Source organism: Deferribacterota bacterium (assembly GCA_034189185.1).
Lineage (GTDB): Bacteria > Chrysiogenota > Deferribacteres > Deferribacterales > UBA228 > UBA228.
Genome location: JAXHVM010000265.1, coordinates 1 through 1929 on the forward strand (window position 1 = coordinate 1; position 1929 = coordinate 1929).

General features: G+C 31.7%; 1 protein-coding gene. It reads right to left on the minus strand.

Going from position 1 to position 1929, the window contains the following annotated elements; translation table 11 throughout:
* Positions 1–163: 163 nt before the first annotated feature.
* Positions 164–1747 carry an IS1634 family transposase gene (locus SVN78_10710; protein ID MDY6822076.1) on the minus strand — a complete coding sequence of 528 codons (1584 nt, stop codon included), beginning with the start codon at positions 1745–1747 and terminating at the stop codon, positions 164–166.
* Positions 1748–1929 lie beyond the last annotated feature (182 nt).

Here is a 1929-nt window from a genome sequence, read left to right on the forward strand (position 1 = left end):
TAATTTTTCTGTATCCTGCATAATTGTTTACAACGGCAATCTGTCTAAAAACCGATTTTATTTAAAACGGAAGTTTTCTCAATAAAAGAGTTAAAATACCACATAAGACCTTTATAGTCAATCTTATAAGTGATTTTTGCCTGAAAAAATTCTTACCTACCCATTATTTAAGCTTTATTTTTAGAGCTTCTATGATTTTTTGCTGGTCTGGTAATAATTTTTCAGGTACAATATTTATTTGTTTACCTTCATGAGTATATTGTAAATAATTTATTTTATCTAAACTTTCAAAAATATATTTTCGAGTAAAACTTTCTGCCGATAAAGCATCAGTTATGTACTTAACAATCATATAAGCCAACATGACCACAAAAACATGTCCACGTGTATTTTCCTCTTTACGAACAAAAACCGGCCTAATATCTTCTAAAGTCGTTTTCATTGTTCGGAATGCAAACTCAACTTTTGCCAGGTCTTTATAGCGGTCGTGTGCCTTTTGAGTATCTAATTCATCTGAAGGAACATCAGTTTTAACAACGTAACAACCATCTAATTCGGCTGCTTTGTCTTGTGCTTGCTCATTTATGTTTATATGTATCGTTTTTTCTGACAGTATCGGTTCTATGATATTTTTCAGTTTTAATCTCGCTATTTTTGTTTTTATTTTCTCTAAAGCAACCTCTCCCTGAGCTTTTGGGTGTTCTGATAAATAGGTGTTTTGTACTGATACTAACTCTTTTATCTTTTCTATTTTAGATTTTCTGCTTTCATTTAATGCCTTAGCTCTCTCCGGATTTCTGCGTAAAATATAGCGTATATTGTCTTCGGTTTTTACCTCAATAATTTCTTCTGCAAATAAATCTAACTGTATAACGTCTTGTTTTATAAGATTTTTAATCTGTTCTTTAGTAATAGTAGTCAAATAGTTCCACTTAAACTTATCGGATGTAATCTCTTCTATCTGACCGGATTTTACCATCCCTTTATCGCCCACAAAAACAACTCGTTCGACGCCAAAATTTTCCTTCAGTTTTGCTAATTGATTAGATACAGTTTTTGTGTCGTTAGTGTTCCCATCGAAAACTTCAACTGAAATTGGATAACCTTTGTCATCGGTCAGCAAGCCGATTACGATTTGTTTTTTGCCTATTTTTTTGTCCCTGTTGTACCCGTATTTTGCTAATTCATTTTTTTGCCCCTCTAAATAAGATGAAGTTACATCATAAAGATAAATTGTGTTAATCTTTTGATGTTGATTTCTGTAATTAAATATTTTTTGTTCTATGTTGTTTTGATTTTCACTTAGCCAATTCAAATTTTCATATAAATCTTTATGAGTAAGGCTTTTAATCTTGAATACTTCATCAATGGCCTGTAAATTCGCCCAACTGTTTGCCAGGTAATAACGTGAGCCTTGTGTTATAATGCGGCCTGCTATCTGGAAAAGGGCTAATTTACCTTGTTGGGTACTACCCAAAGCTTGCTCTATTCCAAGTCGTTTAGCAATTTGAGAAATTACTTTTATCGCACCAAAACTTTTCCCGGTAGATAATTCCAAATCTTCTACCGTAGTGATTTCTTCTCCTTTTAATAATTTTCTAAAATTCTCAATTAATTCATCAGGCCATTTAGATAAGTTTGATATCAGCCTGTGCTTGACTTTACCGTTTTCACGGTAGTTTTCTGCCAGGTATACAGAGGTATAGGTCTTTTTTTTGGTCTTTTTATGAATCTTTTGAATATACATCTTGACCACAAATATAATACTTTATATAATTATACAAAAGATTTTTAAATAAATTTTTAAAAAATATATTCTTGACTACGTATTTTGACGAAATAGCATTCTATCAATTGTATGTCAGATGTTTAGATGGATTTTGATGGGAAACTTCCGCTGTAAGCACTTACAGCATCAGTTACATTTCT

Bases quoted from the DNA above. Each gene is read 5' to 3' on its own strand.
- SVN78_10710 (MDY6822076.1), bottom strand. From the start codon at position 1,747: ATGTATATTCAAAAGATTCATAAAAAGACCAAAAAAAAGACCTATACC.